The organism is Streptomyces sp. NPDC091281 (assembly GCF_044757425.1).
Classification (GTDB): Bacteria; Actinomycetota; Actinomycetes; order Streptomycetales; family Streptomycetaceae; genus Streptomyces.
In genome coordinates this window covers 927,583-954,206 of sequence record NZ_JBIVUY010000002.1, presented here as the reverse complement: position 1 = coordinate 954,206, position 26,624 = coordinate 927,583, and the positions used below count along the sequence as shown (strand labels likewise).

The window sequence follows — 26,624 nt, the reverse complement described above, 5'->3', positions numbered from 1 at the left end:
ACGGACGGTGCGTTTTGGCGTCCCGAGGCCGTAGGGTTTCGGGACGCGGCTTCCACGTGATAGGTGCCAGGCACAGTCGGAGGAGGAGAGAAAGTGGCAACACCCCCAGGCGGTTCCCATGCGGGCAACTGGTCCTACGGCCCTGGCCAGGGCCAGGGTGACGGTTCGCAGAACCCGAACCGTTACAACTTCCCCTCCGCTCCGAGCAGGCAGCAGCAGCCGTACGCGCCCCAGAACCCGCAGGGTCCCGGGCCGTCGCCGTACGACCAGCCGCACGCGCCGCGCATCCAGCCCGTGCAGCCGCACCGCCGTTCGCCGGAACCGTCGCCCGCCGGGGCGTCGCACAACCCGCTGGTGCGTCCGTACGCCATGACCGGTGGCCGGACCCGCCCGCGGTACCAGCTCGCCATCGAGGCGCTGGTGCACACCACCGCGCAGCCGCACCAGATGCAGGGCCAGTTGCCCGAGCATCAGCGGATCTGCAATCTCTGCCGGGAGATCAAGTCGGTCGCCGAGATCTCGGCGCTGCTGACCATCCCTCTCGGTGTGGCCAGGATTCTCGTCGCCGACTTGGCGGAGGCGGGACTGGTCGCCATCCATCAGCCCGGCGGCGACGAGAGCGCCGGCGGCCAGCCAGACGTGACACTGCTCGAAAGGGTGCTCAGTGGACTTCGCAAGCTCTAGCGGCGGTCCTTCCCGCTCCACCACCTCGGCGAAGATCGTGGTGGCGGGTGGCTTCGGCGTGGGCAAGACCACGTTCGTCGGGGCCGTCTCGGAGATCAACCCGCTGCGTACCGAGGCCGTCATGACGTCTGCTTCGGCAGGCATCGACGACCTCACCCACACCGGGGACAAGACGACCACCACGGTCGCCATGGACTTCGGCCGCATCACGCTGGACCAGGACCTGATCCTGTACCTCTTCGGTACACCCGGCCAGGACCGCTTCTGGTTCATGTGGGACGACCTGGTGCGCGGCGCGATCGGCGCGATCGTGCTGGTCGACACCCGGCGTCTCGCCGACTGCTTCCCGGCGGTCGACTACTTCGAGAACTCGGGCCTGCCGTTCGTGATCGCCCTCAACGGCTTCGACGGCAACCAGCCGTACAACCCGGACGAGGTGCGCGAGGCGCTTCAGATCGGGCCGGACACCCCGATCATCACGACGGACGCCCGGCACCGGTCGGACGCCAAGTCGGCGCTGATCACGCTGGTCGAGCACGCCCTGATGGCGCGCCTGCGGTAGTCGGCGGAACGAATCTCCCCGGGCGGGCCCCGCACCTGAACTCTACGTCGGTGATCCGGCGCGGTGCGGGGCTCTCCCGTTTCCGGGGTCAGGTGTGCCTCTTCGGGCACGCGCCGGGCAGGTCCGCGGCCCCGGTCGCCGGGCACGGCGAAGGCCCTGGCCGCCCGTCGCGGGCGGCCAGGGCCTTCGTGCGTGCTTGCCGTGCTGCGGGTCAGCGCCAGCTGTGCGGGGCGCGGAAGCCGGGCTCGCGCTCCAGGCGGCGCCAGCCGGCCCGGGGGCGGCCGCCGAGGTCCTGGGCGGGCTCGGCGGAGCGGGCGGCGGCGCGGGCCAGGAGGACGGCCGTGATGGCGGCGACCTCCTCGGGCTCGGCGTGGCCCTTCTCGACGCGGATGTCGGTGGTGTTCATGGGTCTCATTCTCCGTGAGAGAGGTTTCCGCGAGTGGTGCGCGGAAAGTCCGCGGGGTTACTGCGGGGGGTTGCCGTGCTTGCGGGACGGCAGGTCGGCGTGCTTCGTCTGGAGCATCGCCAGGGAGCGGACGAGGACCTCGCGGGTCTCGGCGGGGTCGATGACGTCGTCGACCAGGCCGCGCTCGGCCGCGTAGTAGGGGTGCATCAGCTCGGACTTGTACTCCTTGACCATGCGGGCCCGCATGGCCTCGGGGTCCTCGGCACCGGCGATCTGACGGCGGAAGATGACGTTGGCGGCGCCCTCGGCGCCCATCACGGCGATCTCGTTGGTCGGCCAGGCGAAGGTGAGGTCCGCGCCGATGGACTGGGAGTCCATGACGATGTAGGCGCCTCCGTACGCCTTGCGCAGGATCAGGGAGATCCGGGGCACGGTCGCGTTGCAGTAGGCGTAGAGGAGCTTCGCGCCGTGGCGGATGATCCCACCGTGCTCCTGGTCGACGCCGGGGAGGAAGCCGGGGACGTCCAGAAGGGTGATGATCGGGATGTTGAAGGCGTCGCACATCTGCACGAAGCGGGCGGCCTTCTCGCTGGCCTCGATGTCGAGGACACCGGCGAGGGACTGCGGCTGGTTGGCGACGATGCCGACGACCTGGCCGTCGAGGCGGGCCAGGGCGCAGATGATGTTGCGCGCCCAGCGCTCGTGGACCTCCAGGTAGTCGCCGTCGTCGACGATCTCCTCGATGACCTTGGCCATGTCGTACGGGCGGTTGCCGTCGGCGGGGACCAGGTCGAGCAGGACGTCGCCGCGGCGGTCGGCGGGGTCGCTCGCCTCGGCGCGGGGCGGGTTCTCGCGGTTGTTCTGCGGCAGCAGCGACAGGAGGTAGCGGACCTCCGCGATGCAGGTCTCCTCGTCGTCGTACGCGAAGTGGCAGACGCCGGAGGTCTCGGCGTGCACGTCGGCGCCGCCGAGGCCGTTCTGGGTGATCTCCTCGCCGGTGACGGCCTTGACGACGTCGGGGCCGGTGATGAACATCTGCGAGGTCTCACGGACCATGAACACGAAGTCGGTGAGGGCGGGGCTGTAGGCGGCGCCGCCCGCGCACGGGCCGAGCATCACGCTGATCTGCGGGATGACACCGGAGGCGCGGGTGTTGCGCTGGAAGATGCCGCCGTACCCGGCGAGGGCGGAGACGCCCTCCTGGATACGGGCGCCCGCGCCATCGTTGAGGGAGACCAGCGGCGCGCCCGCGGCGATGGCCATGTCCATGATCTTGTGGATCTTCGCGGCGTGGGCCTCGCCCAGCGCGCCGCCGAAGATCCGGAAATCGTGCGCGTACACGAAGACCGTCCGGCCCTCGACCGTGCCCCAGCCGGTGACGACACCGTCGGTGTACGGCTTCTTCGCCTCCAGGCCGAAGCCGCTGGCGCGGTGCCTGCGCAGCTGTTCGACCTCCTGGAAGGAGCCCGGGTCGACCAGCAGCTCGATGCGCTCCCGGGCGGTGAGCTTGCCCTTGGCGTGCTGCGCCTCGGTCGCCTTCTCGCTCGGCCCGGCCAGCGCCTGCGCACGGATCACGTGCAGCTCGGCGACGCGCCCGCGCGCGTCCGTGGGCTCCGCGGCCGGCTCACCCGTCGTCTCTTCCAAAACGGTCATGTAGCGACCTTACGAAGACGAGCCCGGTCGGCGAGACGTCGACTCCGTACAGTCTCCGGAGCGTTTTCCTGGTACCCCTGAACAGAAGGGGGGCGGAGTGAGGGCATTCCGACTGCTCAGACCCGGTATGGCTTGTGGGGGTCGGACAAAGGGGCCCGATGAGATCCACTTCACATTGTCGCCCGGCAGGCGCCGCCCAGTGGAGTGACGCGGGGCCGCGCCGGGCCGTCGTTCAGCGTCCTTCGAGTTCCCCGCGGACGGTGGCGGCGAGGCGGGTGAGGGCGGTCTCCAGGTGGCGGCGCTGCGCGGCGGTGAGCGGGTCGAACACCAGCCGCCGGACCAGCGCGACGTGCTCGGGGGCGCTCTCGGCGAGTTTGCGCCGCCCGGCGTCGGTGAGGGTGGCGAGGGTGTAGCGGCCGTCGTCGGGGTCGGGCCGCCGGGTGACCCAGTCGCGGGCCTCGAAGCGGTCCATCAGTTTCGACAGCCGGGGCTGGGTGCTGTCGCAGAGCCGGGCCAGGTCGCTCAGGCGCAGGGTGTCCCCCTCCGACAGGGAGAGCCGGGCGAGGACGCCGTACTCGAAGTTGGAGATGCCCGCGTCCCGCTGGAGCTGGCGGTCGAGGGCCGCCGGGAGGGCGATGACGACCGTGAGCAGCGCCTGCCACAGGTCCTGCTGGTCGGCGTCGAGCCAGGGTGACGGGGTGTCCATGGCGGTCATCCTACGTGCTCAGCGGCCCTGGATCACTTGACCGGACAAGTCCCGTAGCGCAGCCCGTCCGTCGCGGACGTGCCCTCCATGACTTGCCTGGGCAAGTCATCGGGAGTAGCTTTTCACTTGCCTGGGCAAGTCAATGGGGCGGTCCGGGCAGGTGAAAGGAGCTGATCCGGATGACCTCGACACCCGCGGCACCCGCGACGACCGCGGTGACCTCACGGCCCGGACCCCGGCCCGGACCCGCCGCGGCCTACGACGCCCTCCTCGCCCGGGTGCTGCCCGAGGCGCGCGAGCAGCGGGCGTGGACCCCGTCGGACGGCCCGCTGCCGAGCCTGTTCGTCAGCCACGGCGCGCCGTTCACCCTCGACGACCCGCGCTGGCTCGACGACCTGTACGCCTGGGGCCGGTCACTGCCCAAGCCCCGCGCGGTGGTCGTCGTGTCGGCCCACTGGGAGTCGGCCCCCGCCGCGCTCTCCTCGACGGCCGCCGGGACCCCGCTCCACTACGACTTCAGCGGCTTCCACCCCCGCTACAAGACGCTGCCCTACGCGACGCCGGACGCCTCCGCCCTGGGGCGGCGGATCGCCGGACTCCTCGGCGGGGCTCCGGTGCACGAGCACACCGACCGCGGACTGGACCACGGTGCCTTCATCCCGCTGATGGCGATGTACCCCGCCGCCGACGTCCCGGTCGTCCAGCTGTCGATGCCGGGCCTCGACCCCGGCGCGCTGCTCGCCCTGGGCCGACGGCTGCGGCCCCTGCGCGACGAGGGCGTCCTCGTGCTCGGCTCCGGGTTCATGACCCACAGCTTCGCCGTGTTCCACCAGCCCCGGCTGGCCGCCGCCACCGCGGAGTTCGACGCGTGGGCGGTGGACGCGCTGGCCCGCGGCGACGTCGACGCCCTCAGCGACCACCGCCGGGCGCCCGGCGCGGCCGTCGCGCATCCGACGGCCGAACACTTCGTGCCGCTGCTGCTCGCCGTCGGCGCCGCCGACGACCCGGCGAGCGCGGTCAGCGCCCTCGACCGGACGGTGCTCGGCAACTCGACGCGGTCGGTGCAGCTGAACTGAGCCCCCGCACGCGCTCCCCCTCCCTTCCCCCCTTTGTTCCGCCCCCCTTTTTCTTCCTTTCTTCCGCCCGTCGCGGTGTGCGGCGGTGCGGACCGTGTGCAGGACCGATTCCGAAGGACACCGTCATGACAGTGATGAAGGCAGTGCGTTTCCACACGTTCGGCGGCAGCGACGTGCTGCGCTACGAGGACGTCGACCGTCCGGTGCCCGGCGCCGGTGAGGTCCTCGTACGGGTGACGGCGACGTCGTTCAACCCGGTCGACGACCACCTGCGCTCCGGCGTCCTCGCCGAGATGATCCCGGTCGCCCTCCCCTACGTGCCGGGCATCGACCTGGCGGGCACCGTCGCCGCGCTCGGCGCGGGCGTGACCGGGCCCGAGGTGGGCGCCCCGGTGGTGGCGATGCTGCCCCTGGACTCGGCGGGCGGCGCCGCCGAGTACGCCGTCGTCCCGGCCGGATCGCTGGCCCCGGCGCCCCGTACCACCGAGCTGGCCGACGCCGCCGCGCTGCCGCTGACCGGCCTGGCCGCCTGGCAGACCGTGTTCGAGCTGGCGGGCCTGAAGTCCGGGCAGACCGTGCTGGTCAACGGCGCGGGCGGCGCGGTGGGCAGCCTCGTCGTGCAGCTCGCCGTGGACGCCGGGGCCCGCGTCACGGCCGTGGACGCCCCGCCGCACGCCGAGCGGCTGCGCGGCTACGGCGCCGAGCGGGTCGTGGGCCCGCTGGACCTCGCCGCGGGCCCGGCCGCCGTGGGCGGCCCGTTCGACGCCGTCGTCAACCATGTGCGGGTCGCCCCGGAGGACCTCGCCCGGCTGACGGCGTACGTCGCCGACGGCGGGGTCGCCGCCAGCTCGGCCGGACCGGTCCCCGAGGCCCCCGAGCGGGGGGTGCGCAGCGCGAACCTCTGGGTGCGCAGCGACGGGGCCCAACTGGCCGAGCTGGTCGCCAAGGTGGACGCCGGGGCGCTGCGGCTGCACGTCGCCGACCGTCGTTCGCTGGCCGAGCTGGCGGACGTGCACGCCGACGCCGGGGCCGGCCGGCTGTCCGGCAAGACGGTCGTCCTGGCCCCCTGAGCCGGACGGGGGCGGGGGCGGGGACGGGGACGGACCAAGGCCCCGGACCCCCGGGCCCCGGTCCGGTCTCCGGACCCCGGACTCCGGACCGGGAGCGGCCCCCAAAGCGGCATCGGCATCGGTATCGGCATCAGACCCGAGGAGGTGCGTCGTGGACCAGACCGGGCGGCGGGCGGCGCGGCGGGAGTGGGTGCTGCGGCTGGCTCCGCGGGGCGAGGTCGGCCTGGACCGGGCCGCGGGTCCGCGCGCGGTGGTCGAGGAGGCCGTCGCGCGGGCCGGTGCGGCGCCCGTGCGGTGGGCGATCGAGCAGGGGGACGCGGTCGTCCGGCGGATCGTCGACGAGGTGCCTGCCCTCGGGGGCGGCCCGGCCGCCGTCGAGATGCTGCGCCGGGGCAACGAGGCGACCACCCTGCGGGCCCTCGTCACCCTGCTGGACGGCCCGGCCGCCGCACCGCCCCTCGGCGAGGCGACCCTGGAGGGCATCCGCGAGTTCGTGCACCGCGCCGTGCCGCTGGAGGAGGTGCTGCGGGGGGTGCGGGCGGGGCACGCGGCGACCGCCGAGGCGTTCCAGCGGGCCTGCGCCGACCTGGTCGGCCCGGCACGGGCGGCCGAGGAGGTCACGGCGGTCTCCCGCGATCTGTTCGCCTACGTGGACGACCTCTCGGACGCCATGATCCGGGCGTATCTCGCGGAGCACGAGGCGTGGAGCACCAGCGCCGCCGCGGCCCGCGCCGACCTGGTGCGGACCCTGCTGGCCGACCCGGCGGCGGTGGACGTCGGCGCGGCGTCCCGGCTCCTCGGCCTCGACCTGCGGCGGACGCAGGTGGCGGCGGTGGTGTGGTCGGACACGCCGGACGGCGGCCCCGCGCTCCAGGCGGCGGCCGTCGCGGCGCTGCGGGCGCGGGGCGCCACGGCGACCCTGACGGTGCCGGTCACGTCGGGGACGGTGTGGGCGTGGGGCACGGTGGCCGGGAGGGACGGGCCGGGCGGCACCGTGGGGGCCGGTGCCGTGGCGCAGGCGCGGCGGGCGCAGGTCGCGTTGGGGACGCCGGGCGCCGGTGTCGCGGGCTTCCGCCGCTCGCACCGGGAGGCCCGGCGCGCGGCGGAGGTCGAGCGGCTGCGCCGGGCCGCCGGACGGGACGCGCGGCCCGTCACCGCGTACGCCGACATCGCGGCCGTGGCGCTGGCCGCGACCGACCTCACGGCGGCCGGGGACTTCGTGCGCCGGGAGCTGGGCGGGCTCGCCGCCCCGGGCGCGGCGACGGAGGCCCTGCGCGGCACCCTCCTCCACTACCTCGACGCCGAGCGCAGCCTGTTGGTGGTCGCCCGGCGCCTGCACGTGGCCCGGGGGACGGTGACGTACCGGGTGAAGCGGGCCCAGGAGTTGCTGGGGCACGGCCTGGACGACGGGCGCCGCCTCGCCCTGCACACCGCCCTGGCCCTCGCCGAGGAACTGGGAGACGCGGTCCTGCTGCCGCCGGATTCCGCCACGGCGAGCGGGCCGGACCGACCGGCGAGCGCGACGCACCGACCGGCGAGCGCGGCGGACGAACCGGCCGGCTTGCCGGACCGGCCCTGAGCAGACGGCGCGGAGCGGCGAGCCCCGCGAACCCTCCGGCCGACGTGACACACCGACCGCGAGCAGGCCCGCACGGACCGACGGGACCGGCGCACCGACCAGCGAACGCGCCGGACGAACCGGCCGCCACGATGCACGGCCCGTGAGCAGGGCACGCCGACCGGCGAGCGCGACGGGCCCACCGGCGATCGTGCCGCACCACCCCTGCGCGAGGCGCACGGGTCGGCGATCCCCGCCGACCCACCGGCGAGCGGGTCGGACCACCCGTGCGCAGGGCACCCCGCCCGGCGAGCGCGGCGGACGAACCGGGCGCCCCTGACGGACCTGCCGTGAGCAGCGCCCACCGACCGGTGCGCGACGCCCCCCGTAAGCAGGGCACCCCGACCGCCGAGCCCCACAGCCCCCTCACGCCCTCACGCCCCCACCCCCCGATGAGTGCCGCAGACCAACCCAGGCCCGGGACTCTCGGCTCGGGGACCAAGCGGGCTTCGGGTGGCGGAAGTTGACTGGAGTCACGCCGGACGAGCCACCGTACGCACGGGTGTCCGGCCTCCACCCCCGCAGTCCGAGCCCACGGGAGGCTACCCATGATCGACCGAGCGACCTTCGTCGAACTGATGAGCGGGGTGTGCGCCCCGGTCACGGTGGTGACGGCGACGAGCGACGACGGGCACCCGCACGGCAGCACCGTGTCCAGCTTCGCCTCGCTCTCCCTGGACCCCCCGCTCGTGAGTTTCGCCCTGGACCGGGCCTCGGGGCTGCTGCCCCACCTCCCGCCGGGCGGCCGGGTGGGGATCAACATCCTCGGCGCCCACCAGCGGGAGCTGGCCTCGGTGTTCGCCCGCCGCCGGCAGGGCCCGGGGTCGAAGTTCGACGGCGTCGGGTGGACCGTCCGCGCCGGGCTGCCGCACCTGCCCGAGTCGGCGGGGTGGACGGCGGGGCGCGTGGAACGCCATGTCGACGGCGGCGACCACGTCCTGCTCGTCGTCTCCGTCGAGGAGGCCGAGCCGACGCCCGCCGCCCCGCTGGTCTACGCGCACCGCACATTCGGCACGCACTCCGCGCTCGCCGTCGCGAGCTGAGCCCCGCCCCCGCGCGGGCACCGCCCACGGCACCCACCCGACCCCCCACCCCGACCGGACGGAACGACGATGAGCCTCCTCACCAACGGCGCGACCGGCACCACCACCACGGCGCCCGCCCCCGCACCCGCCCCCCGGACCCTCCGCTCCCCCGACGCCGCCCGCGCCCTGCGGGCCGAACTCGTCGAGCGGGCCGCCGCGTTGCGCCCCCTGATCGCGGGGAACGCCGACCGCACCGACCGGGAGCGCGGGGTGCCCGCCGAGAACGTCGCCGCCCTGGCCGGGGCCGGTCTGCTGGCGCTGACCCGGCCCGCCCGGCACGGCGGCCTCCAGACCGACTTCCGCACGGTGCTGGACGTCGGCCGCGAGATCGGCCGGGCCTGCGGCTCCACCGGCTGGGTGGTCTCGCTCCTCAACGCCAACGCGTGGTTCGTCGGCCTCTTCCCCGCCCGCGCCCAGGACGACGTGTGGGGTGCCGCCCCCGACGCCCGGGTGGCCGGGGTCGTCACCCCGTCGGGCACGGCGCGCGCGGTCGAGGGCGGCTACCGGGTGAGCGGGCGCTGGGCCCCCGCCTCCGGGTGCGCGCACGCCGACTGGGCGGTCCTCGGGGTGACCCGGCCGGACGCCGAGGGCACCCCGGACGGGGTCGGCATCGTGCTGGCGCCGATGGCCGAACTGACCGTCGAGGACACCTGGTTCGTGGCCGGGATGCGCGGGACCGCCTCGCACACCCTGATCGGCGAGGACCTGTTCGTCCCCGCGCACCGGTTCCTGTCGGTGCCCGAGGCCGTCGAGGGCCGGGTCGCGACGCCGTTCACCGACGAGGCGCTCTACCGGGCGCCGTTCGTGCCGGTCGCCGCGCTGGTGCTGACGGGGACGCAGCTCGGGCTCGCCACCGCCGCCGTGGACCTGCTGCTGGAGCGGGCCCCCGGGCGCGGGCTGACCCTGACGGGCTACCGCTCCCAGGCCGAGGCGCCGACGATCCAGCTCGCCGCCGCGCAGGCCGCGTCCGTCGCCGACTCCGCCCATCTGCACGCCCACCGCGCGGCCGCCGACATCGACGGGGCGGCGCGGACCGGGGTGTTCCCGTCGTACGACGCGCGGGCGCGCATCCGGATGGACACGGCGGTGGCGGCGGTGCACGCGCGGGAGGCGGTGCGGATCGTGTGCTCGGCGCAGGGCGCGTCGAGCTTCGGCGAGTCGAACCCCTTGCAGCGCGTCTGGCGGGACATCGAGACGGGCAGCCGCCACGCGGTCCTCGACGCGGGCGTGGCCGCGCAGATCTACGGCACCTCGCTGTTCGGCATCCGCGGCACGGTGTCCGCGCTGGTGTAGGCGCGCGCGACGGCAGGGCGGGTCTGGCGGGAGCCCGGCCCACGCAGGAACAGCGAGAAGAAGAACAAGAAGAAGAAGGAGGAGGAGTCGTATGTCGGTGTCCAGCGTCGGCGCGCTCGCGGGAGCGTCCGCCGTGCACGAGGTCCCGGAGCGGGAGCCGGATCTGGTGTCCGCCGGGGGCAGCCGGACCTGGTCGCTGCGCGGCCGGAACTTCGCGGTGGCGATCACCCGGCTCGCGGTGGGCGACCGGCTCGCCGAGCGGGACGTGCCCGACGAGTACGTCCTGCTCGTGCCGGAGGAGGCGGTGGTGGACGTGGCCCACGGCGGGCGGGCGTACACGACCGTGGCCGGGCCCGCGCTGGTCGTCGTGCCCGCCGGGACCAGTGTGGTGCGGGCGACGGCGGCGGCCACCGTCGTCCGGGTGTTCAGCGCGCGCTGCCCGGAGCAGACGGGCCGGGCCGTCAACCGGGACCGTCCGGCCGACCCGCGCACGGCACCGCTGCCGGGACCGGCCGCCGCCGGGCGCGCCGGGACGGAGAGCGGGGTCGGCCGGGTGCGGGTGCACCGGCTCACGGACGTGCCCGAAGAGGAGGGGCGGCTCGGCCGGATCTTCCGGACGGGTTCGCTGATGGTCAACTGGTTCCCGGTGCGGGAGGGCCCGCGTGACCCCGAGGCGCTGTCGCCGCACGCGCACGCCGACTTCGAGCAGATGTCGGTGACGCTCGCCGGGGACCACGTCCACCATCTCCGGGTCCCGTGGACGCCCCGGATGAGCGAGTGGCGCGACGACGAGCACGTCCGGGTCGGGAGTCCCTCGATGACGCTGATCCCGCCGACGGTCGTGCACACGACGCGGGCGGTCGGTGCGGGCCCGCACACCCTGATCGACGTCTTCGCCCCGCCGCGCGCGGACTTCCTCGCCGCGGGCTGGGTCCTCAACGCCGCCGACTACGACGACCACGCCGCCTCCCCCGACCGCGGCCACGACGGCCGCGCGGAGGTCCGGGCATGACGGCCGCCGCCGCTCCCCTTCCCCGGCTCGGCGCGTGGGTGAAGCTGCCGGTGCCGGAGAGCGTGGAGCTGCTGGCGCTCGCCGGGTTCGACTTCGTCGTGATCGACGCCGAGCACGCCGCGATCGACGTCCGGACGATGGCGACGATGATCGGGCTGGCGCGCGGCTGCGGGGTGGCGCCCTTCGTGCGGGTGGCGGGCACGGCGCCGCGCGATGTGCAGGTGCCGCTCGACGCGGGCGCGGCCGGGCTGTTCGTCCCGCGGGTCGAGGACGCCGGGGCGGCACGGGACGCCGTCGACGCGACCCGGTTCCCGCCGCTGGGCCGGCGCGGGGCGTCCCCTTCGGGGCGGGCGGGCCGCTGGGGGCTGGACGGCCTGGCCGCCTATCTGCGGTCCGGTGACGAGGAGGTCCGGCTCGTCGTCCAGGCCGAGAGCGTCGGCGCGCTCGCGGCGATCACCGAGATCGGTACGGTGCCCGGCGTCGACGCGGTCTTCGTCGGCCCGACGGACCTCGCGGTGTCCGCCCGGTCCACCGGCCGGGAGGGCCGGACGGCGGACCTCGTCACGGCCGCCGAACGGCGCTGCGCCGACCGGGGCGTCCCGCTGGGCACCACCGCCGCCACCCCGGCCGAGGCGCGGGAGCTGCTCGACCGGCGGGGCTACGGCTTCCTCGTCCTGGGCGCCGACAGCACCCTGCTGCGGCAGGGCGGCCGGGCCCTGGTCGACGCCGTACACGCCACGTCAGAGGCGGGCGCGCGATGAGCGCCGGCGCGCGGACCGCGCGGTCGGACGGGGCCGACGGGCACGTTCTGCTGCGGGCCCGGCTGGAGGCGCTGGTGGTCGCGCTGTGGTTCGAGATCGACCACGGCGACGGCTCGGCGGCCTCGGGGTTCTTCACGCCCGACGCCGAACTGACCTTCTCCCGGCGGACGTTCCGGGGCACGGCCGCCATCGACGGCGTCTACGCCGACCGTGCCGCGCGGGGCCCGCGCGTCTCCCGCCACCTCGCCTCGAACCTCCACGTCCTGCGGCACGGGCCCGACGCCGTCGAGGCGGTGTCCGTCCTGGTGCTGCACGCACGCGACGGTGTGCCGCCGGTCCCGACGGCCGTTCCGGTGCTGGTCGCGGACGTGTACGACCGCTTCGTCCGGGTCGGGGGACCGGACGAGGCCTCCCGCCGCTGGCTGATCGCCTCCCGGCGGATCGAGAACCGTTTCCTCGCCCCCGGCGACGTGCTCGCCGTACCCACGGAGTAGGTGACCGATGTCCGAGCAGCGACCGGGGGACGCGTACCCCCTGCCGACCGCGCGCGGCGATCTGCCGATCGTCGACTCCCACCTCTACGACGACCTGCTGCCCCCGGAGGCGGCGTACGAGCTGACCGCCGGGCTGCGCCGCCATCTGGAGCCGTTCGTCGGCGTCACCGAGGACGGCACCCCGCGCCCGGGGCTGTACCGGCTCGACGGCTCGGGCACCTCCCCGCGCTCCGCCGTGACGGCCGCCCGCGCCTACCTGGACGGGCTGGCTCCGTACCAGCGGGTGGTGGGCGCGCTGCCGATGGACGCCCCGGAGTGGCGGCTGTGGACCAACGCGGTCCCGACCTGGCATCCCAAGGGCATGCGCCTGGACCGGCTCGGCGACCGGGACCGCGAGCGGGCGCTGGCCGTGGTCGCGGCGAGCCTCAGCCCGTCCGGTTACGCCTCCGTACGGGCGGCGATGGCGCTCAACCAGAACCTAGGCGAGCTGATCGACGACTACCGGGACACGCTGACGGAGTTCGCGTACTGGTTCACCGTGTTCGGGACGCCGTCGGCGGACACCCCGTGGGGCTGGCAGCTGATGGGGCACCACGTCGACCTGCACTGCGTGTTCGTCGGCGGCCAGACCGTCCTCGCCCCGGTGTTCCTCGGGGCCGAGCCGACCACGGGGTCGGGACGGTACGAGGGCGTGCACGCGCTGCGCGACGAGACGGAGGTGGCGCTGCGGTTCCGGCGTGCCCTGGACCCCGGCCGGGCGGACGAGTTCCTGATGGGGCCGTCGCTGCGGGCGGCCGACCTCCCGCCCGAGCTGGCGGGCCCGTGGAACGGGCGGCACCTCGCCGGGGCGGGCGCCGACAACCTGGTCCTGCCGCCCGAGGGCGTCGTCGCGGCGAGCCTGTCGGCCGACGAGCGGGACGGTCTGCTCGAACTGGTCCGGGTCTATCTCGACCGGCTCCCGGCACCGCAGGCCGAACGGGCCCTGGCGCTCTTCCGCGAGCACCTGGGCGAGACCCGGTTCGCCTGGCGCGGCGGCCACGACGACGTGTGCGCCTTCTACTACCGCATCCACTCCCCCGTCCTGCTGGTGGAGTACGACAACCATCCCGGCGTCTTCCTCGCCAACCCGGAGCCCGCCCGCTACCACGTGCACACCATCGTCCGGGCACCCAACGGCAACGACTACGGCCGCGACCTCCTCGCCCAGCACTACCGGCGCCACCACGCCGGCCCGGCGCCGGTCGGCCCGTAGCCCGGCGTCCGGCCGGGCGCGGGGTCCGACGCGGAGCCGGGCGCGGGGCCGGGCGCGGGGTCCGGCCGGTCGGACAGGCGGAGGCGGGTGACCGCGAGTAGCGTCGTGAACACACCCGTCGATGAAGTTGAAACTTGAACGGAATAGGTCTACGGTCTCCCGTGTTGGCCTCGTTGAACATTCAACATCAACGACCGCCGCGCACCGCACCACCGCGAGAACCGCCGCACCGCACCACCGCGCGGCACCTCCCCCACTCGCCTCGATCCGTCCCCAAGGAGCACACGTCATGGGCATCTTCGGCCGCAAGAACAGCAGCGAGTCCACCGAGACCGCGACCGGCGCCGGGGCCGTCAGCGCCGACCTGGCCGCCCTCACCGGTGAGTACACCCTCGACCCGGCGCACACGACGATCGGCTTCGTCGCCCGCCACGCCATGGTCACCAACGTCAAGGGCTCCTTCACCGACTTCAGCGGCACGCTGCACCTGGACGGCGCCGACCCGTCGAAGTCGACCGCGTCCCTGGACGTCACGATGGACAGCATCGACACCGGCTCGCCCGACCGCGACGGCCACCTCAAGAGCGCGGACTTCTTCAAGACGGACGAGTTCCCGAAGATGACCTTCCGCTCCACCTCCGCCGAGGCCCTGGGCGGCGACGACTACCGCATCACCGGCGACCTGACCATCCTCGGTGTCACCAAGCCGCTCACCATCGACCTGGAGTTCAACGGCGCCGCGAAGGACCCGTTCGGCAACGAGCGCGTCGGCTTCGAGGGCAAGGCCCAGATCGAGCGTTCCGCGTGGGGCCTGACCTGGAACGCGGCGCTGGAGACCGGTGGCGTCCTGGTCTCCGACAAGATCAAGCTGGCCTTCGACATCTCGGCGATCAAGCAGGCCTGACCCCGGCGGGCGGGTCCGCGTGACGTCCCGCCGACGGCTCCCGAGCGCGCCCGTCCTCCCCGTACGGAGGGCGGGCGCTCGGCGTTCCCGGGCTCCGGCGCGTCGCCCCGGCGCGTACGGCCGCCCGGCGCGAGCGCGCACGCCTCCCCGCCCGGCGCGCTTCCGGACGCGGACGCGCGCCCCCCTCGGCGCGCGACGGGGCGCGGTGCCGGTCGTTCAGCAGGGTGCCCCGGCCGAGGACGCGGCCCGGGAACCCCCGAGCGAGGAGGCGCCATGAGCCCCAGGACCGGCCCGCAGCACTATCCGGGCGCGCACCGCGACGCGTGGTACCAGGACGACTTCGGCGGCGACCGGATGGAGGTCAACGTGGTGGTCCTGCACACCACGGAGGGCCGGTCGCTCCCCGGCTACCAGGGCGGGGCGACCGCGCCGAACCTGACGGCGGTGCCGGACCTCGGCGCGCGCAAACTGACCTGGTACCAGCACTTCGACATCGACATCTCCTCGCGCGCCCTGCGCAACCGGCCGGGCGGGGTGGAGACCAACACCCTCAACGTCTGCCAGGTGGAGCTGGCCGGGACCTGCGACCCGGAGACGCACACCAAGTGGACCAACGCCGGGAAGGCGCACGTGTACTGGCCGAAGGCTCCCGAGTGGGCGCTGCTCGGGGTGGCCCGCTTCCTGGCCTGGGCCCACGAGCGCCACGGGGTGCCGCTGCGCGGTCCGGCGCTGTGGCCCGCGTATCCGAGGTCGGCGGGGAACGCGGGCGGGCAGCGGATGAGCGGGGCCCGCTGGAACGGGTTCCGGGGCGTCTGCGGGCACATGCACGTGCCGGAGAACGACCACGGGGACCCCGGCGCGATCGACTTCGAGACGCTGATCCGGATGGCGCGGGAGGCGGCCGAGGAGGGGTGAGGCGCGGTGGGACGCGGTGAGGCGGGCCGCGCGGGCGGGTCGGCGGGGGCGCACCGGCCCGGCCCGTACGGCCCGCCAGCCCAGCCCGCACACCCCGCCGCCCCGGCCGGCACACCCTCACCGCCCCCGTTCCCGCACCTCCGCCGAACCGGCCGGATCACGTCCGGATCTCGTCCCCCGTGGCCGGATTCCTCCCTTGTGCGAAAGCTTGCGGCGTCCTCATAATCCAGCAACAGATTTGACCTGCTCATGCCAGCACATGGGCAATCATTTGTTGGCATCCCCTTGTTGCTCTGCTGTCATGCGCACGTCAACTTCGTGTTTCTTCCCGCCAGGTTCCCCACCTGGTGTCACCCCCCACGGAAGGCATCACGCAGATGAGACTCCTCACCGCGCTCAAGAGACTCGCCGCCGTCGGCGCCACCGCGCTGGCGATCGCCAGCCTCCAGCCGGTCTCGGCCGCGCAGGCCGCCCCCTCCCCGGTCGTCGGCGGCTCCCAGGCCGCGCAGGGCGAGTTCCCGTTCATGGTCCGGCTCTCGATGGGCTGCGGCGGCGCGCTCTACACCCAGCAGATCGTCCTCACCGCCGCCCACTGCGTCTCCCGGACCGGCCCGAACACCAGCATCACCGCCACGGCCGGGGTCACGGACCTCCAGTCCACCAGCGGCCGCGTCCAGGTCCGCTCCACGTACGTGTACGTGGCCCCCGGCTACAACGGCACCGGCAAGGACTGGGCGCTGATCAAGCTCGCCCAGCCGATCAACCTGCCGACGCTGAAGATCGCGACGACCACGCAGTACAACACCGGCACCTTCACCGTCGCCGGATGGGGGGCGGCCCGCGAGGGCGGCGCCCAGCAGCGGTACCTGCTCAAGGCCAGCGTGCCGTTCGTCAGCGACGCCACCTGTCGCTCGTACAGCGGTTACAGCGGGCTGGTCGCCTCCGAGGAGATCTGCGCCGGTCTGCCGCAGGGCGGGGTCGACACCTGCCAGGGCGACTCCGGCGGCCCGATGTTCCGCCGCGACGCCTCGAACGCGTGGATACAGGTCGGCATCGTGAGCTGGGGCATCGGCTGCGCCCGGCCGAACGCGCCCGGCGTGTACACCGAGGTCTCCACGTTCGCCTCCGCCATCGCCTCGGCGGCGGCCGGACTCTGACCCACCGCGCGTCCCCCGCGGACGCGCACCCGTACCCGCACACTCACGGGCCCGGCGGCTTCCGCGCCGGGCCCGTGCCCGTGTGCGTACCCGTACTCGTGCCCGTGCCCGTACGGTCCTCGGGTCGTCCCCGGCCGGGTCAGAACCCGCCGCCGAAGTCGCCGCCCCCGCCACCCCCGAAGTCACCGCCGCCTCCGCCGAAGTCGCCGAAGCTGCCGGGGTCGAAGTCGGCGCCGGAGACGTCGCCGCCCTCGTAGCCGCCGCCGAAGTCGCCGTAGCCGCCGCCGTAGTCGGAGGCGTAGGACGGGCCCGCCATCAGGCCGCCGAGCATGGTGCCGACGAGGAGGCCGGGGAGCAGGCCGCCGCCGAAGTAGCCGCCCGCCCAGGGGCCGTAGGCCGGGCCCGCCTCCCAGTAGGGGCGGCGGCCCTGGTCGGTGTCGACCTCGCGGATCACCGGGTCGCGGCCGTCGGCGAGGCGGGTCTGGTCGGCGGCGCAGACCGGCACCTCGCGCGGGGCGCCGCCGGGCGGGGTCCAGGACGCGTCGGCGACGGACGGGCCGTGCCGGGGGTCGAAGAAGCAGGGCGGGCGGCGCTCGGGCAGCGGTTCGCCGTGGCGGCGGGCGGCGAGGCGGACCAGCGCGAACCGGCCGTCCTCCAGCGCCTCGGTGACACCGCGCACGTCCTCGGGCCGGGTGGCGGCGGCCATCTGCGACTTCGCGGTCTCGTAGGCGTCGAGGGCGTGCGCGTAGTCGTCGCGCATCGCGTCGTCGGCGCCCGGTTCGCCGGGGTGGAAGTCGAGCCGGTCGAGTTCCTCGCCGTACGCGGTGATGTCCTCGTCGACGACGACCCGCAGCCGGTCCAGGGCGGCCCGCTGCTCGGCCTCGCGACGGCGGCGGTTGCGGCGGACCAGGGTGTACGCGCCCGCGCCGCCCGCGACGAGGACGACGCCCGCGGTGACCAGGGCGCCGGTGGAGACCCCGCCGCCGGTGTCCGCCGCGCCCCAGCTCGCGGGGGCGGAGCCGCCCATGTTGGCGACGGCGCGGTCGGTGAAGTCGTCGAGCTGCGCCTTGGCGTCGGTCTCCCCCCGCACACTCCCGACGAGGTTGCGCACGGCCGCGGCAGGCAGGACCGAGGCGTCGGCGCGGGCGTCGAACCGGTCGCCGAGCCGGATGGCGTACAGCCCGGTGACGCCGGTGGCGGTCCGCAGGTCCGTGAAGAGGTTCTCGGTCGGATACCCGGCGGGCAGCACCGCGACGAACACCGGCTTGTCGGCCCCCTCGATCCGCTTCTGGAGCGCGTGCGCGTCGGCCTGCGACAGCTGCCCGGAGGCGGCGGGATCGACGTAGACCGGACTCTCCCGCAGGCTCGCGGCGATGGCGGACACACTGGTCTCGGCAGCCCGCGGCGCGGCGGAGGCGGAGGCACTGCCGCCCGCACCCCCGGCCAGAACCGGCGCCAGCACGGCGAGCACCCCGGCGGCGAGCAGCGCCACGAGGGCGGGGACACGGGTCGTACGGGCGACCGTCATACCTCGAAGCTACCCCGAAAGGGTAGGAAACGGGGCACGTGGCCGGTGCGCGGGCGGCCGGGAACGCCGTGCCGCCCGTCGCCCCGATGCGGGTCCAGGGCGACGGGCGGGTGGGGCCGGCCGGGCTGAGCGGCGGTGGAGGGCCCGGCCGGGGCGAGGGCCTGTCCGACCATTCCCGTCGTCGCCCGGAGCGCGGCAGGAGGGAGTGTCAGACAGGGCGTAGGAGGGTCAGGACTTGCGGTAGGCCTCCGTCAGTTTGCGGATCGCGTCGGCGTAGCGGCCCTTGAGGAGGAGGTGGTCGGCGTCGGCGAAGGGGGCGGAGACGGCGGCCGTGACGTGCTGGCCGATCTTCTGCTGGACCAGCAGGCGGGCCTGCTTCACCAGCGTCTTGCCGAGGGTCCCGGCGCCGAGGCGTTCCGCCGCCGTCGCCGCGAGGGTGAGCGCCTGGAGGGTGGCCGTCCCGCCGGTCGGGATCTTGGTCCCGGTGGTGAGACCCCAGCCGTACGGGTACTGCGGGTCGTACGCCGTGTCGCCGACGTTGATCGGGAGCTGGGCCTCGCTGCGCGGCCAGGTCACCGGGAGCTGGCCGGTGAAGGGGCGCCTGCCGTAGAGGACGTCGGCGACGCCGCCGCCCTCGGTGCCGGGCAGCCAGGAGGCGACCAGGGCGTCGATGGCGCCGAGGCGGTCGCCGATGAGCTGGGGGCGCCCGGAGACGATCAGGACCGCGCACTTCATCGCCGCGCAGACCTTGTCCACGGCGGCCTGGTCGGCGGCGGACAGGGCCAGGTCGTGGCCGTTGCCGACGTCACCGACGCCCTCGGCGTACGGGGTCTCGCCGACGACGACCACGCCGACGTCGTGTCCGGCGAGCGGCGCGGAGGCGTCCTTGCTGTAGGTGACGGGCGCGCCGGTGTCGCGGATGCCCTTGAGGACGGTGGTGCCGGGGGTGATGGCACCGGAGGAGCCCTGCCAGGTGATGGTCCAGCCGCCGGCCTGGTTGCCGATGTCGTCGGCGTTGGACCCGGCGACGTAGACCTTCTGGGACTTCTTCAGCGGGAGGAGGCCGCCCGCGTTCTTGAGGAGGACCTGGGACTGGGCGGCGGCCTCGCGGGCGACGGCCCGGTGCTTGGCGGAGCCGATGTCCTGGGCGCCCTTGGTGTCGGCGTAGGGCTTCTCGAAGAGGCCGAGGCGGAACTTCTGGGTGAGGATGCGGGACACGGCGTCGTCGATCCGCCGTTCGCTGATCCGCCCGGCGCGGACCTCGGCGACGAGCGCGGTGCGGAAGTCCTGGTAGGTGTAGGGGACCATGATCATGTCGAGGCCCGCGTTGACGGAGGTCCGTACGTCGCTGGCCAGGTCGCCGGGGAGCTGGTCGATGGCGGCCCAGTCGCTGATGACGAACCCGTCGAAGCCCATCCGGTCCTTGAGCACGCCGTTGATCATGTCGGCGCGGGCGTGCATCTTGACCGGTCCCTGGCCGTCCCCGGCGATGTCGAGGGAGGAGTAGGACGGCATGACCGTGCCGACGCCCCGGTCGACGGCGTCCTGGTAGGGCGCCAGGTGGACGGCCTCCAGCTCCTTGCGGGTGACCTGGGTGATGCCCTGGTCGATGGTGTAGGTGCCGGTGGTGGAGGACCCGTAGGTGGTGCCGCCGTCGCCGACGAAGTGCTTGGCGGTGGCGAGGACGCGGTCACGGTCCTTGAGGTCGCTGCCGTCGGGGTCGCCCTGGAGGCCCTGGATGACCGTCTCCAGCGACTCGACCAGCGCGGGGTCCTCGCCGAAGGCCTCGTAGGAGCGGCCCCAGCGTTCGTCGCGGGTGACGCAGAGGCAGGGCGCGAAGTCCCAGGGCACGCCGGTCGCGCGGACCTCGGCGGCGGTGACCTCGCCGGTCCGCCGGGCGAGCGCGGGGTCACGGGTGGCGCCGATGCCGATGTTGTGCGGCATGACGGTGGCGCCGACCAGGTTGTTGTGGCCGTGGACGGCGTCGACGCCGTAGATCAGCGGGATCTGGTAGCGGCCGGCCCGCGCGCGCAGCTGGAACCCGTCGATCATCTTGGCCCAGGCGGCGGCGGTGTTGGGGGTGGGCGTGGAGCCGCCGCCGGAGAGCAGCGAGCCGAGGCCGTACGCGGCGATGTCGCCCGGAGTGGCGGTGACGGCGCCGCGCTCGGCCTGGGTCATCTGCCCGGCCTTCTCCTCCAGCGAGAGCCGCCCGACCAGGTCGGCGACGCGCTTCTTCACGGGCAACCGGCTGTCCAGGTACGGCAGTCCGTGCGCGTCGACCACGATCTGCGGGGTCTCCGCGGGCGCCTTGGCGCCGGTCACCGTCAGTTTCAGCGGGACGGTCTCGGCGGCCTCCGCCGACCGGTCCTTGAGGGTGGGCACGCGCACGGTCCGGGTGGTCCCGGAGGGGGTGCCCGCGGGGAAGGTGAGGGTGCCGGAGACCGGGGTGTAGTCCTTGCCCGCCTCGGCGGTGCCGCCGGAGGTCTCGTAGGCGACGGTCACGGGCTCGTCCACGGGCGCGGAGCCGGTGGTGGCCAGGGTGACCTTCACGGCCGCGGTGCCGCCCTCGCCGACGGGGTAGACGGGGGCGTCGGTGGTGACGACGGCACGTCGGGCCTGGTCGGCGCGGCCGTACAACTCGACGTGGTCGAGGGCGAATTCACCGCTGGTTCCGGCGGGGAGGGTGACGGCGTAGCCCCACATCTCGGTGAGGCCGAGGACCTGGTCGATGCCGCCGACGGGCTGGTAGTCGGTGCGGTAGACGAAGTCCGTGAAGGGGATCTCGATCTGCCGCCAGCCGGTGGAGTCGTCGGCGAAGGACGTCGTCCACAGCTCGGAGGCCTCGCCGTGGGCGCCGCCGTCCTTGATCTCGACGGCGATCCGGCGGCCGGTGCCGTGCCCCTCCCACCAGAAGCGCAGCCCCTTGTGGCCCGACCAGTCGTGGGCGGGCTCGTTCGCGGCGTAGTCGTGGGTGAAGCCGCCCCAGCCGCTGATGTCGTAGGTCCCGGCGAGGACCTTGGCGCCCTCGGGGGCGTCCGGGCGGTCGGCGAGGCGGAGGGTGGGCGGGTCGTCGCTGTCGCTGCCCCAGGTGAAGATGCCCTCGGCGGGCTGGGCGGCGAAGGGGACCTCACCCTCGAAGCGGTCGACGGCGGTGGGGGCCGGGTCGGCCGGGTCGTCGGCGGCGCGGGACACGGACAGGGGCAGCAGGGTGGCGAGCACGGTGGCGGAGACGAGCAGGGCGGTTCTTCGCATGGACCTTCCCTCGGCTCAGAAACTCGGTGGCGTGGCGTTCCTGGGGTTCCTGCGGGGCGCGCGGTTCGTCGGTCGGCTCCGGGGCGGCGGCTGCCCGGTTCTCGGCTCTGCGGGTCCTTCCGCCCGGTGATCTCTCACGACTTAGATCATTACGTGAGTTAAATGGCAGGTGAGTGCGCCGTCAAGAGTTCGAACCGGAACCGGTACAGGGGCAACCACCGGCCGGACATGGGGCGTTGCGCGTTCAAAGAGTGAATGCGCAACCTCTTGACGCGGCTGTCCGGCCGTCATTTACTCACGGCTCGCACGCCCCCATCCCCCACCCAGAAGGGCGGCGCTCCATGACAGGACGTCTCCGGGCGGCCCGGCTGCTGCTGGCCGGACTGCTCACCACGGCCGGGCTCGGCGCCGTGGCGACCCCCACGGCGCACGCGGCAGGCGAACAGGTCACCGCGTACCTCACCACGACCGACGACGCGGGCGGCCGGCACGTGGTCCGCGGCCTCCAGGCGCAGACGCCGTTCGCGTTCCAGGCGGGCGCGGGCGGCGGCGGCGAGAACATCACCGTGGACGAGAACACCCGCTACCAGACCTTCACCGGCGGCGGCGCCTCGTTCACCGACACGGCGGCCTGGCTGATGAACAGCAGCGGCGCGTTGTCGCAGGCCACGCGGGACGCGACGATGCGGAAGCTGTTCTCCCCGACGGAGGGCATCGGCCTGTCCTTCGTCCGCAATCCGATGGGCGGCTCGGACCTCGCCCGCTTCGGCTACACCTACGACGACGTGCCCGCCGGGCAGACCGACCCCACGCTGGCCCGTTTCTCCCTCGCCCACGACCAGGCGGACGTGCTGCCGCTGACCCGGCAGGCCCGCCAGCTCAACCCCGACCTGACGGTGGTCGCCTCGCCGTGGACGGCCCCGGCGTGGATGAAGGACAACGGTCAGCTCAACGGCGGCTGGCTGAAGGCCGAGAACTACGGCGCGTACGCCTCGTACTTCGTGAAGTATCTCCAGGGCTACCGCGATCAAGGGGTGCCCGTTCAGTACGTGACCGCGCAGAACGAGCCGACGTGCTGCGGCGGTTACCCCTCGATGAGCTGGAACGCGTCGGGTCTGGCCTATTTCACCAAGAGCGAGCTGCTGCCGAAGCTGGCGGCGGCCGGGCTCTCCACGAAGGTGCTGGCGCACGACTGGAACTGGGACACCTACGACGCGTACGCGGCGCAGACGGTGAACGACCCGGCGGTCCGCTCCCACCCCAACTTCGGCGGGATCGCCTGGCACGGCTACGGCGGTGACGTCGCCAAGCAGACGACGGTGCACAACCAGTACCCCACGCTGGACGCGTTCGGCACCGAGCACTCGGGCGGCACCTGGATCGCCAACCAGCAGCGCGAGGACATGCTCAACATCGTGGACTACACCCGCAACTGGGCGAAGTCGGTGACCAAGTGGTCGCTGGCCGTGGACCAGAACCGGGGCCCGCACAACGGGGGTTGCGGCACCTGCGACGGCCTGATCACCGTGCACAACGGGGACTCCCGGCACGGCCAGGTCGACTACATGATCGAGTACTACACGATGGGCCACCTCACGAAGTTCGTCCGGCCCGGCGCCACCCGGATCGCCTCCACGGCGTCCTCGGCGGTGCCGAACGTGGCCTGGCGCAACCCCGACGGGTCGAAGGCGCTGATCGCCTACAACGACTCCTCGGCGGCCCGCACGGTCACCATCAACTGGGGCGGGCAGCACGCCACGTACTCCCTCCCCGGCAAGACCTCGGCCACCTTCACCTGGTCCGGCACCCCGTCCGGCGGGGGCGGCGGCACGTCCGGCTCGCTGGTCGGTCTCGCGGGCAAGTGCCTGGACGTGGCGGGCGGTTCGACCGCCAACGGCACGGCGGTGCAGCTCTACGACTGCAACGGCTCGACGGCCCAGCGGTGGACCGTCCAGGCCGACGGCTCCCTCCAGTCCCTCGGCAAGTGCCTCGACGTGACCGCCGGTTCGACCGCCGACGGCGCCAAGGTCCAGCTCTACGACTGCAACGGCTCCGGCGCCCAACGCTGGTCCTACAACGCGGGCACCGGCGACGTCGTCAACACGGCCGCGAACAAGTGCCTCGACGTCACCGACAACTCGTCGGCGAACGGCGCGAGGGCACAGATCTGGGCGTGCACGGGGGCGGCCAATCAGAAGTGGCGGCTTCAGTAGGGGCGCCTTAGGAAGGGGCGGCCTCGACGGGGGCGGCCCGGTGCGAGCGTGACCGGGCGGGCCCTCGGCTCGGCGCTGGGATCGACGCGGTGCGCCGGGGTGCCCGTACGGGGCTCACGCCCGGAGGTGCCGGGGCCCACATCCCTCTGGGAACGTGGCAGACGGGGACCCACCCCACCGACCGCCCCCTTCCCGCCTTCCCGCTCCGCCGATCGGCGGAGAAGCGCACGCCATCCCGGTCACGGGCCGGAGTCCACCGGCCCGCGGTGCCCGCCTCCGGGCAAGGATCGCGGCCATGAGAATCCTCGTGCTGGGCGGAAGCTGGTTCCTCGGTCGCGCGGTCGCACGGGACGCCCTGGACCGAGGCTGGGAGGTGACGGTCTTCCACCGGGGCCGCTCCGGGACCGCGCCGGCCGGGGTCCGCACGGTGCACGGGGACCGTACGGTCGCCGCCGACCTCGCGCGGCTCGCCGGGGCGGGCCGGTGGGACGCCGTCGTGGACACGTCCGCCTCCGAGATGGCGCCCCGTGACGTCCTCGCCGGCGCCCGGCTGTTGAGCCCGGTCGCCGAACGGTACGTGTACGTCTCCACGGTGAACGTCTACCGCGGCTGGCCCGGGGAGCCGGTGACGGAGGACGCGGTGGTACTGGACGGGCCGCCGGACGCGGACGCCGGGTACGGCCTGCTCCCCGCGGGCCCGGACGGCGCGGCCTGGCACTACGGCCGTCAGAAGGCGGGCGCGGAGCGGGCGGTCGTCGCCGCCTTCGGTGAGGACCGGGCGGTCGTCCTGCGGCCGGGCGTCATCCTCGGACCGGGCGAGTACGTCGGCCGACTGCCGTGGTGGCTGAACCGGGCGGCCCGGGGCGGACGGATGCTCGCTCCGGGCGCTCCGGACCGGACCGTGCAACCCGTCGACGTACGTGATGTGGCCACGTTCGCCCTCGACCGGGGCACGGCCGGTGGGGGCGGCCCGTACAACTGCGTGGCGCCGGCCGGCCGGGACACGATGAGCGACTTCCTCACGGCCTGCGTGACGGCGACGGGCGGCGACGCGGAGCTGATCTGGGCACCGGACCGGCTGCTCCTGGACCACGACGTGCGCCAGTGGACGGAACTGCCGCTGTGGCGCACCGAGCCGGGCACCTGGCAGGTGGACGCGACGCGGGCGCGGACCGCGGGGCTGCTGTGCCGCCCCTTGGCGGAGACGGTGGCGGACACCTGGGCATGGCTCCGCGCGGGCGGGAAGCCCGTGGAGCACCCGCGCCGGACCGAGCACGGCATCGCACCGGAGAAGGAGGCCGCCGTCCTGTCCGCGCTCGGCCGGTAGCGGGTCGGGCGCGGATCACCGGATGTCAGGGGCTCCCGTCCGCCCGAGCGTCTTGAACGCGCACCAGACGATCTTTCCGGGGTGGCGTTCGCGTACGCCCCAGTCGTCGGAGAGGGCGTGGACGAGACCGAGTCCACGCCCTCCTTCGGCGTCCGGACCCGGCTCGCCCGCCCGGACCGTGCCGTCCCCGCTGTCGTGCACCTCGATCCGGAGGACTCCGTCGGCGCCGAGTTCCAGCGCGAGCCGGAAGAGGCGGTTCCGCGGGACGCCGTGCAGCAGGGCGTTGGTGGCCAGCTCGCTCACACAGAGCAGGACGTCGTCCGCACGGTCGAGCGCGTCCCACTCGACGAGCGCGGCACGGGCCAGTTCCCGCGCGGCACGGACCGAGCGGCGGTCCCTGGGGAAGACGGCGGTGCGGGGTGGGGGCGTCGGGGCCGGTGGGGTGGGTGGGGTGGGTGCTGGCGGGGTGAAGGTTTCCATGGTCCGACTGTCACAGGTAGTCACTATCGTGGAGCAGTGAGTGAGTTCGTAGTTCGTTTTCCTACGACCTCACTACGAGGAGTCGGGGTGCCCAAGGGGGAAAGGAACTGCCATGCAGACGGTCAGGAAGCCAAGGAAGCCCAGTTCGTGGCGTGCGGTGGGGGCGGTGCTGGCGCACTGCCGCAAGAAGGCCGGACTCACCCAGGAACAGTTCGCCGACCAGGCGAAGATCAGCGTGGACACCGTCGGTTCGATCGAACAGGGCCGCCTGGCCCTCCAGCCCGACCGCGCCGTCGAGTTCGACCGCATCCTCGGCACGGGAGGCGTACTGACGGTCCTCGTGGCCGAGATGCCGGTACGGGAGAAGGTGGTGCAGTTCGCGCAGGGGTTGGTGGATCACGAGCAGGAGGCGGTGAGTCTGTTCTCGTATCAGACGCAGCTGATCCCCGGTCTTTTGCAGACTGTGGAGTACTGCCGCGCCTCGTTCGACTCCCGCTATCCCGCGCTGGGTAGCGAAACGGCCGAGCAGTGGGTGGACGCGCGCATGAAGCGGCAGTTGGTGTGGCAGCGCGAGGTGCCTCCTGTCGGCCATTTCGTTCTGGAGGAAAGCGTGTTACGACGGCAGGTGGGTGGTCCGGAGGTGATGCGTGGTCAGTTGCTCCGGGTCTTGGAATACACCGAGCCGATTCACATGAGCTTCCAGATCATGCCCATGGATCGCATGCCGCACGCCGGTCTCGCGGGCCCCATGACCCTGCTGGAGACCCCCGAGTACGAACGGCTCGTCTACCTGGAAGTACAGCGTGCGAGTTTCCTCGTGGATGATCCCGACGAGGTCGCCGACTATCACCACAAGTATGGAATGCTGCGGTCTCAGGCCCTCTCTCCCGAAGAGAGCGTGCGCTACCTACACGGACTGCTAGGAGACTGATGAGCACCGCACTGCACTGGGTGAAGTCCAGCTACAGCAGCAACGAGGGCGGCGATTGCATCGAGGTCGCCACCCAGCCCACGGCCGTCCACGTCCGCGACTCCAAGAACGTCCCGGCCACCGGGCCGGTTGTTCGTGTCGCCCCCGCCGTGTGGGCCGCGTTCCTGGGGCTTGCCCGCGAGGACGTCCAGTTGTAGTAGGCACCGCCGACACCAGGTGGCGCCCCGGCGCCACCTCCACGGACT

24 protein-coding genes are annotated in these 26,624 nt (G+C 73.8%); 18 read left to right on the top strand and 6 right to left on the bottom strand.

The features are described from left to right. Positions 1-93: 93 nt before the first annotated feature. Positions 94-684, top strand: a complete 591-nt coding sequence (locus ACIQPQ_RS08720; RefSeq protein ID WP_383778418.1) for a DUF742 domain-containing protein — start codon at positions 94-96, stop codon at positions 682-684. Continuing rightward, the gene (locus ACIQPQ_RS08715) at positions 665-1,246 is read left to right on the top strand and encodes an ATP/GTP-binding protein (protein WP_269642923.1); all 582 of its coding nucleotides are present in this window, start codon (positions 665-667) and stop codon (positions 1,244-1,246) included. Before ACIQPQ_RS08720 ends, ACIQPQ_RS08715 begins: the two co-directional genes overlap by 20 nt. Before the next feature lie 211 nt (positions 1,247-1,457). On the opposite strand, the gene ACIQPQ_RS08710 is transcribed toward ACIQPQ_RS08715, so the two are convergent. From ACIQPQ_RS08710 to ACIQPQ_RS08700, 3 genes are all read right to left on the bottom strand, one after another. Further along, a complete protein-coding gene (locus ACIQPQ_RS08710; protein ID WP_383778416.1) occupies positions 1,458-1,652 on the bottom strand; it encodes an acyl-CoA carboxylase subunit epsilon in 195 nt (64 codons plus the stop codon). Between the two features lie 57 nt (positions 1,653-1,709). Then, complete coding sequence (locus ACIQPQ_RS08705; RefSeq protein ID WP_383778414.1) at positions 1,710-3,305, bottom strand: acyl-CoA carboxylase subunit beta; 1,596 nt, start codon at positions 3,303-3,305, stop codon at positions 1,710-1,712. 232 nt (positions 3,306-3,537) lie between these two features. Then, positions 3,538-4,011, bottom strand: coding sequence for a MarR family winged helix-turn-helix transcriptional regulator (locus tag ACIQPQ_RS08700; RefSeq protein WP_401301415.1), 474 nt, complete (start codon positions 4,009-4,011; stop codon positions 3,538-3,540). Between the two features lie 329 nt (positions 4,012-4,340). Here ACIQPQ_RS08700 and ACIQPQ_RS08695 point away from each other — a divergent pair, with 329 nt between their 5' ends. From ACIQPQ_RS08695 to ACIQPQ_RS08640, 12 genes are all read left to right on the top strand, one after another. Continuing rightward, positions 4,341-5,087: a dioxygenase gene (locus ACIQPQ_RS08695; RefSeq protein WP_401301592.1), complete on the top strand. Its 747-nt coding sequence runs from the start codon at positions 4,341-4,343 to the stop codon at positions 5,085-5,087. A 134-nt stretch (positions 5,088-5,221) separates the two neighbouring features. After that, positions 5,222-6,157 (top strand): NADP-dependent oxidoreductase, encoded by a 936-nt coding sequence (locus ACIQPQ_RS08690; RefSeq protein WP_401301589.1) that lies wholly within the window; start codon positions 5,222-5,224, stop codon positions 6,155-6,157. Between the two features lie 151 nt (positions 6,158-6,308). Then, the gene (locus tag ACIQPQ_RS08685; protein WP_401301412.1) at positions 6,309-7,736 is read left to right on the top strand and encodes a PucR family transcriptional regulator; all 1,428 of its coding nucleotides are present in this window, start codon (positions 6,309-6,311) and stop codon (positions 7,734-7,736) included. Positions 7,737-8,323: 587 nt separating this feature from the next. Then, on the top strand, positions 8,324-8,818 hold the full coding sequence (locus ACIQPQ_RS08680) for a flavin reductase family protein (protein ID WP_401301409.1): 495 nt from the start codon (positions 8,324-8,326) through the stop codon (positions 8,816-8,818). Between the two features lie 69 nt (positions 8,819-8,887). Continuing rightward, positions 8,888-10,153, top strand: a complete 1,266-nt coding sequence (locus tag ACIQPQ_RS08675) for an acyl-CoA dehydrogenase family protein (protein WP_401301407.1) — start codon at positions 8,888-8,890, stop codon at positions 10,151-10,153. A gap of 91 nt (positions 10,154-10,244) precedes the next feature. Then, positions 10,245-11,165: a hypothetical protein gene (locus tag ACIQPQ_RS08670; RefSeq protein ID WP_401301404.1), complete on the top strand. Its 921-nt coding sequence runs from the start codon at positions 10,245-10,247 to the stop codon at positions 11,163-11,165. Then, the gene (locus ACIQPQ_RS08665; RefSeq protein WP_401301401.1) at positions 11,162-11,926 is read left to right on the top strand and encodes an HpcH/HpaI aldolase/citrate lyase family protein; all 765 of its coding nucleotides are present in this window, start codon (positions 11,162-11,164) and stop codon (positions 11,924-11,926) included. The genes ACIQPQ_RS08670 and ACIQPQ_RS08665 overlap by 4 nt, the downstream gene beginning before the upstream one ends. Beyond that, positions 11,923-12,420, top strand: coding sequence for a nuclear transport factor 2 family protein (locus tag ACIQPQ_RS08660; protein ID WP_401301399.1), 498 nt, complete (start codon positions 11,923-11,925; stop codon positions 12,418-12,420). Before ACIQPQ_RS08665 ends, ACIQPQ_RS08660 begins: the two co-directional genes overlap by 4 nt. 7 nt (positions 12,421-12,427) lie before the next feature. Continuing rightward, complete coding sequence (locus ACIQPQ_RS08655; RefSeq protein WP_401301396.1) at positions 12,428-13,672, top strand: DUF3500 domain-containing protein; 1,245 nt, start codon at positions 12,428-12,430, stop codon at positions 13,670-13,672. A 289-nt stretch (positions 13,673-13,961) separates the two neighbouring features. After that, on the top strand, positions 13,962-14,576 hold the full coding sequence (locus tag ACIQPQ_RS08650) for a YceI family protein (RefSeq protein ID WP_401301393.1): 615 nt from the start codon (positions 13,962-13,964) through the stop codon (positions 14,574-14,576). Between the two features lie 273 nt (positions 14,577-14,849). After that, the gene (locus ACIQPQ_RS08645; RefSeq protein ID WP_401301390.1) at positions 14,850-15,491 is read left to right on the top strand and encodes a hypothetical protein; all 642 of its coding nucleotides are present in this window, start codon (positions 14,850-14,852) and stop codon (positions 15,489-15,491) included. 377 nt (positions 15,492-15,868) lie between these two features. Continuing rightward, positions 15,869-16,648: a S1 family peptidase gene (locus ACIQPQ_RS08640; protein WP_401301387.1), complete on the top strand. Its 780-nt coding sequence runs from the start codon at positions 15,869-15,871 to the stop codon at positions 16,646-16,648. A gap of 139 nt (positions 16,649-16,787) precedes the next feature. Here ACIQPQ_RS08640 and ACIQPQ_RS08635 read toward each other — a convergent pair whose 3' ends face one another. Together ACIQPQ_RS08635 and ACIQPQ_RS08630 are read right to left on the bottom strand one after the other, a co-directional pair. Beyond that, a complete protein-coding gene (locus tag ACIQPQ_RS08635) occupies positions 16,788-18,176 on the bottom strand; it encodes a hypothetical protein (RefSeq protein ID WP_401301385.1) in 1,389 nt (462 codons plus the stop codon). A gap of 228 nt (positions 18,177-18,404) precedes the next feature. Then, entirely contained in the window at positions 18,405-21,428 is a 3,024-nt protein-coding gene (locus ACIQPQ_RS08630; RefSeq protein WP_401301382.1) for a glycoside hydrolase family 3 N-terminal domain-containing protein, read from the bottom strand. A gap of 341 nt (positions 21,429-21,769) precedes the next feature. Here ACIQPQ_RS08630 and ACIQPQ_RS08625 point away from each other — a divergent pair, with 341 nt between their 5' ends. After that, the gene (locus ACIQPQ_RS08625; RefSeq protein WP_401301379.1) at positions 21,770-23,641 is read left to right on the top strand and encodes a ricin-type beta-trefoil lectin domain protein; all 1,872 of its coding nucleotides are present in this window, start codon (positions 21,770-21,772) and stop codon (positions 23,639-23,641) included. Between the two features lie 295 nt (positions 23,642-23,936). Further along, on the top strand, positions 23,937-24,968 hold the full coding sequence (locus ACIQPQ_RS08620) for an NAD-dependent epimerase/dehydratase family protein (protein ID WP_401301376.1): 1,032 nt from the start codon (positions 23,937-23,939) through the stop codon (positions 24,966-24,968). Positions 24,969-24,983: 15 nt separating this feature from the next. Here the strand turns inward: ACIQPQ_RS08620 and ACIQPQ_RS08615 are convergent, their stop codons facing one another. Then, a complete protein-coding gene (locus ACIQPQ_RS08615) occupies positions 24,984-25,448 on the bottom strand; it encodes an ATP-binding protein (protein WP_401301373.1) in 465 nt (154 codons plus the stop codon). A gap of 112 nt (positions 25,449-25,560) precedes the next feature. On the opposite strand from ACIQPQ_RS08615, the gene ACIQPQ_RS08610 reads away from it, so the two are divergent. Both ACIQPQ_RS08610 and ACIQPQ_RS08605 read left to right on the top strand, forming a co-directional pair. Beyond that, a complete protein-coding gene (locus ACIQPQ_RS08610; protein ID WP_401301370.1) occupies positions 25,561-26,379 on the top strand; it encodes a helix-turn-helix domain-containing protein in 819 nt (272 codons plus the stop codon). Next, complete coding sequence (locus ACIQPQ_RS08605) at positions 26,379-26,576, top strand: DUF397 domain-containing protein (RefSeq protein WP_401301368.1); 198 nt, start codon at positions 26,379-26,381, stop codon at positions 26,574-26,576. Before ACIQPQ_RS08610 ends, ACIQPQ_RS08605 begins: the two co-directional genes overlap by 1 nt. The last annotated feature ends 48 nt before the right edge of the window (positions 26,577-26,624 follow it).